The following is a 14,367-nucleotide window of genomic DNA, read 5'->3' on the forward strand; positions in this document are numbered from 1 at the left end:
CCGGGTTACTCAAACCGATTGCGGGACAACGGTATAAACGCCAGCCGCGGCCCTTGGGGCCAGGCGTGTCATCCGGCCGGCTATCGGCGTTCGGCGCCGTTCCCCCTTCGACACGGGCGCCGACAGGGCGCACACTTGTCGAATGCAGGTATGTCATTTCATCGGCGTTACGCCGAGCGCACCGCGTCTGGCCGCGCCACCACCCTGGCTCCGGGTTCGGGCCTCGATGTCACCGCGACCGACGTGACGTGGCCCCAGCAGCGCCGGACGCTGAACGGCCTGTCGGACATACGCGCGTTCTTCCACACGAACAAGGTGCCGCTCTTCTTCATCTCGCCCACGCCGTTCAACCTGCTCGGCGTTGACCGGTGGATACGAAACTTCTTCTACCTCACCTACTTTGACTCGTTCGAGGGCACACACTCGCGCGTATTCGTGCCCCGGCGGCGCGACCGCCGCGATTTCGACTCGATGGACGAGGTGTGCAGCCATCTGCTGTCCGATCCCGAGACGGTCGAGTTCATCGCCGGTAAAGGTGCCGGCGGCAAGTGCTGCTTTGTCATGCTGAACGAGGAAATTCAGGCACTCGCGCGGTCGGCGGGCCTCGATGTCATGCATCCGCCGATCGAGTTGCGCCAGCGCCTGGGTTCCAAGATCGTCATGACGCGGTTGGCCGACGAGGCGGGGGTGCCGAGCGTGCCTAATACGATCGGGCGGGCTCACTCCTACGACGACCTGCTGGCGCTCGCGCAAAACGCCGGATTGGGAGACGACCTCGTCATTTCGATCGCTTACGGTAACGCCGGCAGCGGGACTTTCTTCGTGCACGGTCAGCGCGACTGGGACCAGCACGCCGGTGATCTGGTGGGGCAGGACCTCAAGGTGATGAAGCGGATCCGCAATGTCGAGGTGTGCCTCGAGGGCGCCGTGACCCGGCACGGCACCGTGGTCGGCCCCGCGATGACGAGTCTCGTCGGTTATTCGGAACTGACTCCGAGCCGGGGCAGCTGGTGTGGCAACGACATCTGGCGTGAGGTGTTGCCGCCCGCTCAGACGCATGCGGCGCGAGAAATGGTGGCAAAGCTGGGCGATGTCATGCGGCGCGAGGGCTACCGCGGCTACTTCGAGGTGGACCTGTTGCACGATCTGGACGCCGACGAGCTCTACCTCGGCGAGGTGAATCCGCGGCTGAGCGGTGCCAGCCCGATGACCAACCTCACCACCGAGGCCTATGCCGATATGCCGCTGTTCCTCTTTCATCTGCTCGAGTACATGGACGTGGAGTACGAGCTCGACATCGAGGAGATCAATTCGCGCTGGGAGCGGGGCTATGGCGAGGACGAGGTCTGGGGCCAGGTGATCATCACCGAGACGTCGCCGGACATCGAGCTCTTCACCGCGACGCCACGCACCGGGGTGTGGCGGATCGACGACGACGGCCGGGTCTCCTTTTCGCGAACCGCCAACGACTGGGCCACGCTGCTCGACGGCTCCGAGGCCTTCTACATGCGGGTCGCCGCACCCGGCGACTTACGTTCGCAGGGCGCCCAACTCGGCGTGCTCGTCACTCGCTCACACCTGCAGACGGACGACTATCGGCTCAGCGAGCGCTGCCAGCGCTGGGTCAAGGGGATGAAGGCGAAGTTCGTCTCGACACCCTTGACGCCGGCCGCGCCGATCGTTTCTCGGCTCGTCGCGCGCGCGTGAGCGCCCCGGCCGGCATCGCACTGGACAACTGGCTGTCGGCGCCGTACGCGCGGTGGTCGTTCCAGCACGTCGAAGACTTCGTGCCGACCGCGATCATCTCACGCGGCACCGGGCCGGTCGCGGCGTTGCCCGCGGCTACCGCCGATCTGTCGACGATTCCGGTGACGGGCACGGACGGCACGGACACCACCGTCGGCGCGGTATTGGCCGGTTCGGGCACCGACGGCTGGGCCGTCGCCTGCCGCGGTGCGATCGCGGCCGAGGAATATCTCGACGGCCTGGGCGCTCGGACGCCACACCTGTTGTTCTCGGTGAGCAAGTCGCTGGTGGGCGCGGTGGTGGGTGTGTTGCATGGGGCCGGTGTGATCGAGCTCGACGCGCCGGTGACGAAATACGTTCCCGCCCTTCATAACTGCGGCTATGCCGGTGCGACGGTGCGTCACCTGCTGGACATGAGGTCGGGCATCGCGTTCTCGGAGAACTACGACGACCCGGCCGCGCAGATACACCTTCTCGACCAGGCAATGGGGTGGGCACCCAGGACAACTCCGGACGCTCCTGCCACGTTGCAGGAGTTCTTGCTGAGCTTGCGCCAGCAGCGCGCTCACGGCGGCCCGTTCGAATACCGTTCCTGTGAAACCGATGTGCTGGGCTGGATCTGCGAGGTCGCCGGCGCTCAACGGATGCCGGAGCTGATGTCGGAGTTGCTGTGGAGCCGCATCGGCGCACAATGCGACGCCACCATCGGCGTCGACGCCGACGGCACCGGGTTTTTCGACGGTGGCATCAGCGCCTGCCTCACCGACATGATCCGGTTCGGGTCGCTGTTCTTGCGCGACGGCGTCTCGCTGACCGGCCGGCAAGTGGTGCCGTCGGCGTGGATCGCCGACACCCTCGACGGCGGACCCGACTCGCGTCAGGCGTTCGCCGCCAGCCCCGACGACAACGAGATGCCCGGCGGCATGTACCGCAACCAGATGTGGTTCCCCTACCCGGGCAGCAATGTCGTGTTGTGCCAAGGCATGTGCGGTCAGATGATCTATGTCAACCGCGCCGCGGAGGTGGTCGCCGCCAAGTTATCCACGCAACTGAAGACCCATGAGCCGCACATGTCCGACACCCTGCGCGCCTTCGACGCGGCGGCACGCGAATTGGCTGGACTCCCCGGCTAGTCGACCGCAGTCAGTCGGATATCTCGGCGAGCCGTTCGGCCGAACTCCGGATATTCTGCATGTCTGTCTTGCTTTGGAGCAGCGCACTTTTGGCGGCCTCGATCGCGCCATCAGGATCGGAAGGGAATCGAATGCCCTCACCCCGTTGGCCGGCCGCACTCGCCGTTTCCCTACTGGCCGCCGCGGCACTGCTCAGCACCGCCGGCGTCGCGGCCGCGACCCCCCAAGATGACGCATACCTCGCGCAACTGCGTGCCGTCGGCCTGACTTGGCCGCCGAAAACGGACGAGGCCCTGATCGCCGAGGCGCACGACGTGTGTTACGACCTGACCTGGGGTTGGACGCCGCAACAGATCGCCGACGATCTGCACGCCCGGTTGGACACCAAGGGCGTGACGCTGTTGGACGTCGGGAGCCTGGTCAACGCCGCCCACTCGATCTATTGCCCCGGCAATGTGTGCGACGCCCCCAGCCTTTGCACCTGAGGACCCCCGCCGAGCGACGCAGTAACTGGCTGTAGCGTGACGGCCGTGAAGTCCTCCCGGATGTACTCCTCCGTCGCGCTCGCGGCTTCGGTCGCAGCAACCGCTCTGACGCTCGCCGGAGCGGGCACGGCCACCGCGGCCGGCTCATGTCCGACCGCGGCACCGCAAAACGGTGCAACGCCCGACTGGACGTTGAGCGGTACCACGGGCAGCGTCGCGGTCACCGGATCCACGGACACCACCGCTCCGCTGGTCAAGGTCACCACACCGTTCAGCGTGGGCCAGACCCAGGTGCACACGCTGCAGGCCGGAGACGGACCGGTCGTCTCCAACACCGCCCGCGTCTCCGTCTGCTACATGGGCGTCAACGGGCGTGACGGGTCCGTCTTCGACAGCAGCTACCAGCGCGGCGCCCCCGTCGACTTCCCGCTTACCGGCGTCGTGCCGGGCTTTCAGAAGGCCATCGCGGGACAGAAGGTCGGGTCGACGGTCGCCGTCGCGATGGTCCCCGCCGATGGCTACCCCGAGGGTCAGCCCAGCGCCGGCATCCAGCCCGGCGACTCGCTTGTCTTCGCGATCAAGATCCTCAGCGCCACCGGCTAGCTCGGGCCGCCAAATCCCCTGTGCGGCAGGTTAATCACCTAGCGGCGCGAACATGAGCGCGGGATCGATGCCGAGTTGTCCAGCGACGTGAGTGGTGTCCCAGTACTCACGCCAGTGCGTGATCGCGCCGTCGCGAACCTCGAAAAGCGCGGTGACGTGGAAGGTGACGGCCACGCCGTTCATGGCGTTCACGTCGACTCGTTCGACGACGACGATGTCGTCGTCGGACACGATCGTGCGGATCTCGCTCCCCTCGATCATGCCCGTCGCCAGGGTGTTGTGCTTCTCGAGTTCCGCGCGCGCCGCGTCACGTCCCCGCACCACCGGTGACAGCGGCACGTGCAGCTGCCACACGAAGTCGTCGGCCATGAGTGCGGTCATCGCGTCGACGTCCATGCTCTTGCCGTAAGCGGCGTGTATGAAATCGACCACGATTCTTTCGTTGTCGTTTTTGGTCGCAACGCTTTTCGCCATCTCATTGTCCTTCAAGGGCGGTTACTGTTCGCTATTCGTCGAACTGTAGATGGCAGTCGCTCGAAAAGGCGGTGATATACGAATCGCTTAACGCGGCCTCAGGGCCGAAGCAGCGTGATGATGGTGACGTCGTCGTCGGTATGCCTCGACGCCATCGCGGTCCAGATCCGGGACGCCGTCGCATCGCCCGCCCGGCCGAGGGTCGCCGCCAAGAGATCGAGCCCGTCGTCGATCGACTCGCCGCGACGCTCCACGAGGCCGTCGGAGAACAGGACCAAGCCGTGTCCGGGTTCGACGCTGAACGTGCTGGGGGCATAGCTGACACCCTTGACGCCGATCGGTGGGGAGAGCTTGATGGGCGCCGAGACCGCCTCGCCGACAACGTTGCCGGTCAGGTCCGTCACATACGGCAGCAAGTGGCCGGCCGAGGCGGCCTCCACCCGGCCCGAATCGAGATCGACCCGCGCGGCGATGACCGTGGCGAATGCGCCGGGCAGCATGTGCAGGCAGAACTCGTTGAGCTGTTCGAGCGCCTCGGCCGGTGTGGCGCCGGTGAACAGCTGGGCGCGCAGCGCGTTGCGCAGCGCGGCCATGGTGCCGGCCGCGGCGATGCCGTGCCCGGCCACGTCGCCGATCAGCGCGATCAGCCGGCCGTCGCGGAGCTCGAACGCGTCGTACCAATCGCCGCCGACGTTGTCCCCCGCCGCCGGTTCGTAATGCGCGGACAGGCGCCAGTTGTCGAGGGCGGGGATGGATTCGGGTAGCAGGCTGCGCTGCAGCGTCTCCGCCAGGCGCAGCGCTCCGCGCGTGCGGCGATACAGCGACTCGACCAGCTGGAGTCGCAGGGATCCGGCGGAGTCGGTCTCGCTCAGCGACCAGGGTTCGCTGCGCCCATGCACGATCTCGCGCCATCGGTCGAACGATTTGCGCGGGCTGAGCCGATACTGGTCGCCCTCGCTGATCGCGATCGACTTGTTGTAGGGGTCGCCGCCCCAGTCCACCGAGCGCAGCACCTCTCGGCGGAACCAGATCGCGTATTGCCCGTCGGGCAGATTGAGCGCCAGCGCCCCGGCGGCCACCTGCGGATCCAGCTCGAGCTCCGGCAACGCCCGGGACAGGCACTCGCTGCTCGCGATCTCGTCGTCCACCTCGCGCGCCCAGGCGGCGACGGCGGACACGACTTCGGGCGGCGGAACCGAGCCGCGCATGCGGAAGTCGCCCCCGATGTGGATGACCACGCCGTCGGCGGGCACCAAATCGAGCAGGTCCGGCGCCCCGAGCAACGCCGCCGATAGCGGCTCGCCGTCGTCCAGCGTGGCGGCGGTGAGCTTGGCCAAGATGGCCTGCGCGGCCAGGCGCTTGTGCAGTTGTTCATCCTCGAACCGGTCGACGAGTCGCAGCGACAGAGTCGAGCCGAGGAACTCGGCCGCCGCCCGGGTGCCGAACGGCGGCAGGTGCGGTCCGGTGTAGTGGTGGCAGGCGATCAGCCCCCACAGCCGGCCCTGCCGCAGCAGCGAGATCGACATCGATGCGTGCACACCCATGTTCTGCAGATACTCGATATGGATGGGCGAAACGCTGCGCAGGGTGGCATACGTGAGGTCCAGCGGCGTACTGCTCACCGGGTCGATGCTCGGCACCAGCGGCGCCGGCGCGTAGTCGACGTCGGAAATCAGTCGGATCCAGTTCTTCTCGTACAGTGCGCGCGCCTGCGCCGGGATATCGGTCGAGGGGTAGTGCAGGCCCAGGAAGGAGTTGAGGTCGTCGCGCTTGGACTCGGCCACGACTTCGCCGTTGTACTCCTCGTCGTAGCGATACACCATGACCCGGTCGAAGCCGGTCAGGTCTCGGACGGCGCGTGCCGCGATGGCGTACAGCTCGGTCAGCGTGGCGGCCCGGTTCAATTCCTCGACCGCGCCGCGGACCGCCTGGTAGGTGTTCGGGAAGGAGAACGGCCGCTCGCCGTAAGCGATTTCGAGCTCAACCAACAACACGCCGCCCGGCTCGCGGTGCAGGATCGCGTCGAAGGCCCGCGACTCGCCGCCGACCTCGATGGTGAGCTCGAGCGGGTTGTTCTGGCGCAGACTGCCGAAAGTCTCCGCCGCGCGCTCGATGCGGGTGGCTTGTTCGGAACCGAGCAGCGCGGACAGGTGCCGGCCGAGCACGGCTTCGACGGGACGGTCGAGCAGATCGGCGACGTTGGCGCTGACCTGACGCACTTCGAACGCGGGTTCGTGTACCACCGCGAGCACCCCGCGCGGCTGAATGCTGCCGGGGATGTGGATCGGCTCGCGCGCACAGTTGTCCAGGTCGATGGGAGTGCCGACCGGTACGAGATCGTCGATCGGCTGATCCGCGGACGCCGACGGCGGGACGTGCCGCTCGTCGCCGGTCACGCGAGCCGCTTCGTTGGAGTGGTAAGGGGTAGCAGCCAGACCTCCAAGCTATCAATGTGCGTCGCCGTTCGCCGACTAGGTAAGCCGCGATACGCGCGGCCTGGCAGATTCGCCCGGCAGTGACTTCCCCACGCGCCCAAGAAATTTTCCCCCTTCGACGGCGGTACGCGCCGTCGACCCCGGTCGGCCTCGCCGCGGTGACCGCTCCCGCCGCGCTCACCAAGGTAATCTGAGCAGGTCATGTGCTCGGTCGCCGTCCCAACAACCCGCCGTCTATCGGTCGCGATGAAGCAGGGCTCGGCGGCCGAACACGAGGCCGCCGAGCAGAGCCCATTCATGTCCGAACTGCTCGCCGGCCGGATCGGCGCACCGGGCTACTGCGAGTACTTGCTTCGGTTGCGTGTGGTGTACGCAGCCCTGGAGGACGCCGTGCGGGCCCGCCGTGACGATTCCATGGTTGCCGCGGTGTACGACCCCGCGCTGGAGCGCCTGACTGCTATCGACGCCGACCTCGATCACTGGCTGACCCCGGGTGCCGCACACGAGGTCGACTCCCCCGCGGCGACGGCCTACGCCGAGCGACTCGGCGCCCTCACGTGGGGTGGCGCCCTGGTGGCCCACCACTACACGCGCTATCTCGGGGACCTCTCCGGAGGCCGGGGCATCGGCAAAATCCTCGATCGCACCTTCGATCTTCGGGGCGCGGGACTTGCATTCTATGAATTCCCGGTGCGGCCCAAACCGTATAAGGACGCCTATCGTGCCCGCCTCGACGCGCTGCGTCCCGACGCCGACGAAATCGATCGCATAGTCGGCGAGGTGAAATACGCCTTCGGCCTGAACCAGGCCCTCTTCGATGAACTGTCCGACGGCGTGCCGGACCGTCGGCGCTGAATCACACTTCGGCGGAACCCCAGCGAACCCGTGCGGCAACGAACCAGGTGCCGTCGAAGAGCGCCTCTCCCCCGAGTTCGTCGGCCAGTTGCCGGCCGCCGAGGTAGCGCTTGTAGACGCGGTGACGCGATCCGTCATTCAAGGTCCGCTCTTGCCATTGCTCGGGTTCCACGCCGGCGCGAAGCGCTGAGTCGATGACGATCAGCTCCCCCGCCACCCGGCGTACCTCAGTCAGAAAGGCTTGGCGTTCATCGGCCGGCAGGTGCCCGTAGAAGTGGCCGGTCAAAACGCGGTCGAAGGCCTTGCCCGCGAACGGCAACGACAACGCGTCAGCGACGATCGCCACGCCGTGCGGCAACCGCGATTGGGTCAACTCGACCATCGCAGGGCTTTGGTCCGCTCCCACCACGAGGCCACGCAGATGGCGGGTCAAAAAACCGCTACCGCAAGCAACGTCCAGCGTGCGCGCGGCCGGCAGGTCGGCAACCAAGCTGACCACCCGATCGACCTCGGCGCTCCACCCTGGCCGGTCACGCTGGGCGAAATGCCCTTGTCCTAAATACCATTCGTCGTATTCGGCGGCGCGCCGATCGTAATAGGCTGCGGTATCAGGGTCTCGGGCAAAGGCCGGGGATGTTCGCGACATATCGTCAGTCTTATCGACGCCACCACCGCTGGCCACCCATTTACGCGCGCTGACTCTTCTAATGGGTCAGACCTGGTTGAATCCGCCATCGGCGGTGACGGTGGATCCGGTGGTGAAGCTGGACAGATCGCTGGCCAAAAACACTGCGGCATTGGCGATCTCGGTGGGCTCGGCGAAGCGGCCCAGCGGGATGGTGCCGATGCGGCCGGCGCGGAACTCCTCGATCGAAGCGTCGGGATCGGTCTGCGCGGCCAGCGCGTCGCTGCCGGGGGTGGCCGTGGACCCGGCCACGATGACGTTGACCCGGATGTTGCGGCCGGCGAGTTCGTTGGCCCAGGCGCGGGCCAGGGATCGGACGGCGGCCTTGGTGGCGGCGTAGATGCTCAGCCCGGGGCGGCCGCGGTCGGCGGTGGTGGAGCCCGTCAGAATGACGGAGGCGCCGTCGTTGAGCAGCGGCAGCGCCTTTTGCACGGTGTAGACGACGCCCTTGACGTTGGTGGTCAGCAGCGCGTCGAGGTCGTCATCGGTGATTTCCCCCAGCCGCGCCACCCTCGTCGATCCGGCGTTGGCCATCACGATGTCGAGGCCGGTACCCGCTGCCACGACCTCGGCGTAGAGCCGGTCCAGATCCTCCGGCGTTCCGACATCTCCGCGCACGGCGGTCACGCGAGGGCCCAATGTGCTTGCCGCAGCATCGAGTTCAGGCTGGCGCCGACCCGTGATGAACACCCGGGCGGCACCCTCGGCAAGAAATCGTTCGGCGGTGGCCAACCCGATCCCGGAGTTGGCGCCCGTGATGACAGCGGTCTTGTGGTCGAGCAATCCCATTCGGTTCTCTCCTCGAGTCGGCGTGCCGTCACCGTTGAAACCGCGGCCGCGAATTCGCGCGCGCCGCCGCCTCGATGATGCCGTGGATGACCTGCGCCGACACCATCGCCCCCGTGCGTCCTGCCCGTCGAGCACGGGATCACCGATCGTGAACCCCGAAACCTCACCCGACACGTTCTCATCCGAACTCGTATTCTCTGCAGCATGATCGCCGCCTTGATCCTGACGCCGAGGTCAGCGCGCAGCCCGCTGCGGGCGGCCGGCAAATCCGCGCGCTAGGCCCGGTGCGGACGCGTGGCGGCTCTGGCACTGGCGCTTGCCGGTCTGGCGTTTCTCGACTCGCTCAACGTGCTCAACGTGGGAGTGGTTTCGGCGGTCATCTTCGACAGCCGGCTGGGGCGCCGGTCTCCGCTTCCCGGCGCCTTGAGTTACGTCGCGGGCGTGTTCGCGGTGACGACCACATTCGGCGTGTGCACCGTGCTGGGCATCGGCTTCATCACCGAGGTCCTCGACTTTCACCTGACACCGGCCATTCGTTTCCGGGGCGAACTGCTGCTGGGCATCGCGTTGATCTGCTTGGCCTTCTTTCCGTTGACCGCGCAGTCGTCGGCACCCGGCTGGGCGCTGGCGGCGATGCGGCAACGGCCCTGGCTGCTCGGATTTCTGGGGCTGGCGGTGGGCAGTGGCCAGGCCCCTACCGCCGTGCCCTATCTCACCGGCTTGGCGATGCTCGCCGCGGTGCACCCGCGGCCGCCGCTCTGGCCGTTGGTCATCCTCGTCTACTGGGCCATCGCCCTGTCGCCGCCGCTGCTGATCCTTGCCCTCTCGATGAGAAAAACCATGCGGGCCAAGCGCATTCAGCGCGCGATCGTGCGCGCCCTCACTCGCTACGGGCCGATGTCGGTGCGGCTGTTGTTCCTGGTTTTCGGAACCGGGCTCATCGCCGACGCAATCGTCAACCACAGCGCGCTGTGGTGAGGTGGTACGACTTCTCATCTGATGCACAGCGAGCTGGATTACCTTGTCGCGTGTGACCGATCGCCACGAACGCGCAATGTCCTTCGGCTCGATCGCCGAGGACTACGACGGGCTGCGGCCGCAGCCTCCGCAGCAGGCGGTGGACTGGCTGCTGCCGTCGGACTGCGAGCTGGCCGTCGACGTCGGTGCGGGCACCGGCCTGTTCACCCGCACGCTCGTCGGCCGGGCGGCGCAAGTCGTCGCCGTCGAGCCCGATGCGCGGATGCGAGCGGTGCTGGCCGAGCGGTCCCCCGGAGTTCGCGCCGTGGCGGGCACCGGTGAGTCGATTCCCCTCCCGGACAACTCCGCCGACGCGGTCTTCGTCTCCTCGGCGTGGCACTGGATGGATCCCGACCGGGCCGTCCCGGAGATCGGCCGCGTGCTGCGCGACCGCGGTCGGTTCGGGCTGATCTGGACCAGTCGCGATCGCGACGTGGACTGGGTCCGCGACCTCGAGGTGCTGCCCAAGGACGACACGTCCGAACTGGATGCGCCCGACCGCTTCCGCCGGCGCCACGAGAACGTCGTACTGCCGGATCCGCAGATATTCCACAACGTCGCGCGCGAGACGTTCGATTTCGTGCGCACGATGACGGTCGACGACATCGTCGCGATGCTCGCCACCTACAGCCGGGTGATCATCGCCTCCCCCGACGACCGCGCGCAGCGGCTCGACAACGCCCGAGCCATCTTGACCGAGCGTTTCCCCGGCGCCGACGTGATCGACGTCCCCATGCAGTCCCGGTGCTGGCGCGCCGATCGGATCGCCCGCGGCCGCTAAGCGCCGCTTGGACGTTCCTTTTGCCGATGTCGTAGACAGCGGGGGGTTAAGCGCGTAACTTCTGCCGCATTCACTTAGGAGACGCAATGACGGTGCAATCCGTATTGGCCGAGGTCCGAGAAATCCCCGGTACCGGTGACGTGATCCCGATCTTCGATCCCTCCACCGAGGAACAGATCAGCCAGTTCACCGACGGCGGTACCGAAGCCGTCAACGAGGCGGTCGCGCGCGCGAAAGCGAGCGCCGAGTCCGAAATATGGTCCGGGAAGCCCGATTACGAGCGAGCCAAGGTCCTGTGGCGGGTCGCCGACCTGATCGACGAGAACGCCGAGCTGCTCGCCGAGCTCGAAATGCTCAACGCCGGAATGTATCCCGCTCAAGCGCAGATGCAGGTGAAAATCGGCGCCGAGTGGTTCCGCTATTACGCCGGCTGGTGTACCAAGATCGACGGCATTGCGCGCGATGTGAACACCGGCGGCCTGACCGGCGTCGATTCGCACATGCACACGTATACGGTGCGCGAGCCCTACGGCGTGGTCGGGCTGATTTTCCCGTGGAACGGCCCCGTGTTCAATTTCTGCGCCAAGCTTGCGCCGTCGCTGGCGGCCGGGTGCAACAGTGTGGTGAAACCCGCTGAGGAGACGCCACTTTCGGCGCACGTGCTGATGCGCCTGCTGGCCGAGGCCGGGATCCCGGACGGGGTGGCCAACCTGGTCAACGGATACGGACACACCGTCGGCGCGGCGATCACCGCGCACCCCGACGTGGAGAAGGTCGCCTTCACCGGCTCGACAGAGGTGGGCCGCGCGATCGTGCACGCCGCGGCCGACAGCAACCTCAACAAGGTCACCCTCGAGCTCGGCGGCAAGTCACCGGTGCTGATCTTCGACGACGCGAAACTGAAGAAGGCCATCCCGATGTCGGCGTTCGGCACGTTCGTCCACTCGGGGCAAGCATGCGTGTGCGGTTCCCGCATCCTGGTGCAGCGTGGCGTGTACGACCAGGTCGTCGAGGGCATGGCGAAGGTGGCGGATGCCATGAAGATGGGCGGCCCCAACGAAGAGGGGACCATGAGCGGACCGCTGATCAGCCAGAAGCAGCTCGACCGGGTGCTGGGCTACCTGGAGCAGGGCAGGTCCGACGGCGCGGAAATCGTCACCGGCGGCCACCGCCTCGATCGCAAGGGCTACTTCGTGCACCCGACGGTCGTCACCAACGTCGATCCCGACACCAGCCGGCTGTTCCAGGAAGAGATCTTCGGGCCCGTCGTCACGGTCCTGCCCTTCGACGACGAGGACGAGGCCGTCGCGTTGGCCAACAACAGCACCTACGGGCTGGCCGCCACGGTGTGGACCAAGGACCTCGCCCGCTCCCATCGACTGGCCAAGCGGCTGGCGGCCGGAACCGTCGGGCTCAACTGCGCTTTTCCCTACGACCACTCGATGCCCTTCGGCGGCTACAAGCAGTCCGGCTGGGGCCACGAGTCAGGCAAGGCCGGCATCGAGACCTACCTACAGACCAAGATCGTCTGGGCACAGATGTAGCGGCCTCACGCCTGCGGCCCCTCCGGCGGCCAGACCGTCCCGGGCGACGCCTCGCCGGGGCTCTCGAAATCGCCGCGAGACAGCGGCACCCACCGCTCGCTCGGTGCGGGCTGCTCCGACGACGGGAAGTCGCGCAGACTGCCGGTCGGCTTGGCGTCCCACTTGGCGAACGTCAGCGGCGTCTGCAGCCAGGCGTGCAGCAGGTTGTAGGCCGACTCGAGCGAATCGATGTGAGTGCGCTCCCAGCCATGGCTGCCGTCGAGGCCGAAGCCGACCAGCGCGGCGCGGGTGTTGGCACCCGCCTCGATCGCCGCCGCGGCATCGGACCGGTAGTAGCGAAAAACGTCGCGGGCGAACGGGATTCCCTGCTCGCGGGCCAGCCGGCAGAGTTTGCGGGTGAGGTGGTAGTCGAACGGGCCATGCATGTCGGCCATCGGGATCGTCACGCCGTCCTCGAGGGAATGCTGGCCGGGCGCGCACACCGCGTTGTCCACCGAGACCAGCTCGGCGACGTCGGCGGGCAGGCCGTGACTGGCCCCGTGGCCGACCTCCTCGGTGATGGTGACCATGATCGTGGTGCGGTGCGGCAGCACCACCTTGTTCTCGGAGAAGTTCTTGGCCAGCGCGAGCGCTATCGCGACGCCCGCCTTGCCGTCCAGATGGCGTGAGACGATGAAGCCGTCGGCGGTGAGCTCGGGGCTGGTGATCAACGCCACGAAGTCACCGACCTGCAGGCCGAGCCGAACCAGGTCCTCGCGCGAGGACACTTTCCGGTCGATGCGGACCTCGACGTGCTCCCAGTTGGTGGGTTGTGTGTCGATCTCATCGCCGAACGCGTGCCCGCTGGCCTTGAGCGGCATGACCGTGCCGGTGATGAACTCATCGGGGTCGTCGATAAAAATGCGCACCCGGGCGCCCGCGGCGAACCGCGCCGAAAAGGTGCCGACCGGGACCAGTTGAAGGCGGCCGTTGTCCTTCAGGTCGCTGACCATGCAGCCGATGGTGTCGGAGTGAACCACTATGGCGCGGTCGATGGTCGCGGACTCACCCGGCAGTTCGGCGGTCAGCGCGCCGCGCCGGGTCAGCGTGAACGGCACCCCGAAGTGGTCGAAGATGTCGCCGATCACCTGCATCACCGCATCCGTGCGTCCCGACGGGCTCGGGGTCTGCAGCAGCGCCAGCAGGGTGTCGATCATCCAGGTGCGGTCGGCCTCGGCCATGGCCGCGATCTGGCCCACGTTATCTCCTCTCGAGTCGCCTCCGAACGCGTTCAACCTACCGTGTGAGCGGCACCGAACGCCCGTCGCGGCGGGCGCCGCACCACGGCTGCGGGCGTTCGATATGTCCGCTGCCCCTAAGAAGCGGATTCCATCTGGGCGATCAGATCCGCGAGGGTGAGGATGCGCTGGGCGTCGCGCACATGCAGGCTCTCGATCATGCGGCCGTCGACGGTGATGACGCTGGTGCCGGACGCCTGCGCCTGCTCGTAGGCCGAGACGATCTTGCGGGCGTCCTCCACTTCCTTGTGTGAGGGACCGAACAGCTCGTTGGCGGCGGCGATCTGCGACGGGTGGATCAGGGTCTTGCCGTCGAAGCCCATCTCGCGGCCTTGCCGAGCCTCGGCCCGGAATGCGCCCTCGTCGGTGATGTCGTTGAACACGCCGTCCAAGATGACCTTTCCGGCCGCCCGGGCTCCCAGCAAGGCCAAGCCGAGGGCGGGCACCGCGGGTGCGCGCCCGGGCACGTGCAGGCCGTGCAGCTCGTTGACCAGGTCGTTGGTACCCACCACCAAACCGGCCAGGCGATCGCTGGCCGACGCG

The 14,367-nt window shown here is 67.2% G+C and carries 14 protein-coding genes; 8 read left to right on the plus strand and 6 right to left on the minus strand.

Annotation, left to right across the window (positions count from 1 at the left end; all coding sequences use genetic code 11):
* Positions 1 to 150: 150 nt before the first annotated feature.
* The 4 genes from A9W96_RS08045 to A9W96_RS08060 all read left to right on the plus strand — a co-directional run bounded on the left by A9W96_RS08045 (position 151) and on the right by A9W96_RS08060 (position 3,967).
* Complete coding sequence (locus A9W96_RS08045; RefSeq protein ID WP_231999632.1) at positions 151 to 1,707, plus strand: biotin carboxylase; 1,557 nt, start codon at positions 151 to 153, stop codon at positions 1,705 to 1,707.
* Positions 1,704 to 2,879 carry a serine hydrolase domain-containing protein gene (locus tag A9W96_RS08050; protein WP_067138828.1) on the plus strand — a complete coding sequence of 392 codons (1,176 nt, stop codon included), beginning with the start codon at positions 1,704 to 1,706 and terminating at the stop codon, positions 2,877 to 2,879. Before A9W96_RS08045 ends, A9W96_RS08050 begins: the two co-directional genes overlap by 4 nt.
* 131 nt (positions 2,880 to 3,010) lie before the next feature.
* Complete coding sequence (locus tag A9W96_RS08055) at positions 3,011 to 3,364, plus strand: DUF732 domain-containing protein (RefSeq protein WP_066863034.1); 354 nt, start codon at positions 3,011 to 3,013, stop codon at positions 3,362 to 3,364.
* A gap of 60 nt (positions 3,365 to 3,424) precedes the next feature.
* Positions 3,425 to 3,967: an FKBP-type peptidyl-prolyl cis-trans isomerase gene (locus A9W96_RS08060; protein ID WP_369807001.1), complete on the plus strand. Its 543-nt coding sequence runs from the start codon at positions 3,425 to 3,427 to the stop codon at positions 3,965 to 3,967.
* A gap of 30 nt (positions 3,968 to 3,997) precedes the next feature.
* Here the strand turns inward: A9W96_RS08060 and A9W96_RS08065 are convergent, their stop codons facing one another.
* Both A9W96_RS08065 and A9W96_RS08070 read right to left on the minus strand, forming a co-directional pair.
* The gene (locus A9W96_RS08065) at positions 3,998 to 4,441 is read right to left on the minus strand and encodes a nuclear transport factor 2 family protein (protein ID WP_067138845.1); all 444 of its coding nucleotides are present in this window, start codon (positions 4,439 to 4,441) and stop codon (positions 3,998 to 4,000) included.
* 98 nt (positions 4,442 to 4,539) lie between these two features.
* Positions 4,540 to 6,837, minus strand: a complete 2,298-nt coding sequence (locus A9W96_RS08070) for a SpoIIE family protein phosphatase (RefSeq protein ID WP_082972099.1) — start codon at positions 6,835 to 6,837, stop codon at positions 4,540 to 4,542.
* Positions 6,838 to 7,077: 240 nt separating this feature from the next.
* Between A9W96_RS08070 and A9W96_RS08075 the strand changes: the two genes are divergently transcribed.
* Positions 7,078 to 7,731, plus strand: coding sequence for a heme oxygenase (biliverdin-producing) (locus A9W96_RS08075; protein ID WP_066876788.1), 654 nt, complete (start codon positions 7,078 to 7,080; stop codon positions 7,729 to 7,731).
* 1 nt (position 7,732) lies between these two features.
* Here the strand turns inward: A9W96_RS08075 and A9W96_RS08080 are convergent, their stop codons facing one another.
* Positions 7,733 to 8,413, minus strand: a complete 681-nt coding sequence (locus A9W96_RS08080) for a class I SAM-dependent methyltransferase (RefSeq protein ID WP_156752827.1) — start codon at positions 8,411 to 8,413, stop codon at positions 7,733 to 7,735.
* 30 nt (positions 8,414 to 8,443) lie between these two features.
* Entirely contained in the window at positions 8,444 to 9,205 is a 762-nt protein-coding gene (locus A9W96_RS08085; protein ID WP_066876785.1) for an SDR family NAD(P)-dependent oxidoreductase, read from the minus strand.
* A 294-nt stretch (positions 9,206 to 9,499) separates the two neighbouring features.
* Here A9W96_RS08085 and A9W96_RS08090 point away from each other — a divergent pair, with 294 nt between their 5' ends.
* From A9W96_RS08090 to A9W96_RS08100, 3 genes are all read left to right on the plus strand, one after another.
* Positions 9,500 to 10,183, plus strand: a complete 684-nt coding sequence (locus A9W96_RS08090) for a GAP family protein (RefSeq protein ID WP_066863051.1) — start codon at positions 9,500 to 9,502, stop codon at positions 10,181 to 10,183.
* Between the two features lie 52 nt (positions 10,184 to 10,235).
* Positions 10,236 to 11,003: a class I SAM-dependent methyltransferase gene (locus A9W96_RS08095; RefSeq protein ID WP_067025490.1), complete on the plus strand. Its 768-nt coding sequence runs from the start codon at positions 10,236 to 10,238 to the stop codon at positions 11,001 to 11,003.
* Between the two features lie 86 nt (positions 11,004 to 11,089).
* Positions 11,090 to 12,547: an aldehyde dehydrogenase gene (locus A9W96_RS08100; RefSeq protein WP_067138830.1), complete on the plus strand. Its 1,458-nt coding sequence runs from the start codon at positions 11,090 to 11,092 to the stop codon at positions 12,545 to 12,547.
* A 5-nt stretch (positions 12,548 to 12,552) separates the two neighbouring features.
* Here the strand turns inward: A9W96_RS08100 and A9W96_RS08105 are convergent, their stop codons facing one another.
* Positions 12,553 to 13,785: an osmoprotectant NAGGN system M42 family peptidase gene (locus A9W96_RS08105; protein WP_066863061.1), complete on the minus strand. Its 1,233-nt coding sequence runs from the start codon at positions 13,783 to 13,785 to the stop codon at positions 12,553 to 12,555.
* A gap of 116 nt (positions 13,786 to 13,901) precedes the next feature.
* Positions 13,902 to 14,367: CoA ester lyase (locus A9W96_RS08110; protein WP_197499450.1), on the minus strand; the 466-nt coding region annotated here is incomplete at its 5' end.

Origin of the sequence: Mycobacterium sp. 1245852.3, assembly GCF_001669335.1 — a bacterium.
GTDB classification, from domain to species: domain Bacteria; phylum Actinomycetota; class Actinomycetes; order Mycobacteriales; family Mycobacteriaceae; genus Mycobacterium; species Mycobacterium europaeum_A.

What these genes read in the sequence shown, in the direction of transcription:
- A9W96_RS08055 (WP_066863034.1), top strand. Translation starts at nt 3,011, where the DNA reads ATGCCCTCACCCCGTTGGCCGGCCGCACTCGCCGTTTCCCTACTGGCC.
- A9W96_RS08075 (WP_066876788.1), top strand. Translation starts at nt 7,078, where the DNA reads ATGTGCTCGGTCGCCGTCCCAACAACCCGCCGTCTATCGGTCGCGATG.
- A9W96_RS08060 (WP_369807001.1), top strand. Translation starts at nt 3,425, where the DNA reads ATGTACTCCTCCGTCGCGCTCGCGGCTTCGGTCGCAGCAACCGCTCTG.
- A9W96_RS08065 (WP_067138845.1), bottom strand. Translation starts at nt 4,441, where the DNA reads ATGGCGAAAAGCGTTGCGACCAAAAACGACAACGAAAGAATCGTGGTC.
- A9W96_RS08100 (WP_067138830.1), top strand. Translation starts at nt 11,090, where the DNA reads ATGACGGTGCAATCCGTATTGGCCGAGGTCCGAGAAATCCCCGGTACC.
- A9W96_RS08085 (WP_066876785.1), bottom strand. Translation starts at nt 9,205, where the DNA reads ATGGGATTGCTCGACCACAAGACCGCTGTCATCACGGGCGCCAACTCC.
- A9W96_RS08045 (WP_231999632.1), top strand. Translation starts at nt 151, where the DNA reads ATGTCATTTCATCGGCGTTACGCCGAGCGCACCGCGTCTGGCCGCGCC.